The sequence below is a fragment of the Treponema endosymbiont of Eucomonympha sp. genome (genome assembly GCF_001028545.1).
Genome location: NZ_BBPW01000614.1, coordinates 1 through 459, shown reverse-complemented (window position 1 = coordinate 459; position 459 = coordinate 1). Strand labels below are relative to the sequence as shown.

Below are 459 nucleotides of genomic sequence, written 5' to 3'. Positions count from 1 at the left end.
TTTGGTATGCACCGAAACACCAGTCTAGGGATCCCCGCCTCCCATAGGCATTTTTGGGTTTCCCGCCTCCGCATACGGCGGGTTGATATACACAATCAGCTTCTTGCGCTTCTCCGGGTCGCCGATAATCTTCTTCAGTTCCGCGGTCAGTTTGTCAAAACTGTCGTTCAAAAAATCAAATTGAAACACGTGCCCGCTCAACAGGTTTAAGTTTTCGTCTATGTCTATAAGGCTTGTTTCGGGGAGAACTGGCAGGACGAATACTATGTGTGGGACTGCGCGGCGGGGACGGGGAACCTGCTTGCGGGATTGTCGAATGAATATAACGTGTGTGCCTCCGACGTTGAACAGGGAAATGTCGAAACCATGCAGAGCCTTATAGACATAGACGAAAACTTAAACCTGTTGAGCGGGCACGTGTTTCAATTTGATGTTTTGAACGACAGTGTTTACAAACTG

Annotated in this window: 2 protein-coding genes; one reads left to right on the top strand and one right to left on the bottom strand. The window is 48.6% G+C overall.

The window, feature by feature from the left end; all coding sequences use genetic code 11:
• Window positions 1-24: 24 nt before the first annotated feature.
• Complete coding sequence (locus AWU74_RS12245) at window positions 25-189, bottom strand: hypothetical protein (RefSeq protein ID WP_187150979.1); 165 nt, start codon at window positions 187-189, stop codon at window positions 25-27.
• 78 nt (window positions 190-267) lie between these two features.
• Between AWU74_RS12245 and AWU74_RS08325 the strand changes: the two genes are divergently transcribed.
• Window positions 268-459 (top strand): hypothetical protein (locus AWU74_RS08325; protein ID WP_202966443.1); only part of this gene is annotated, 192 nt, incomplete at its 3' end.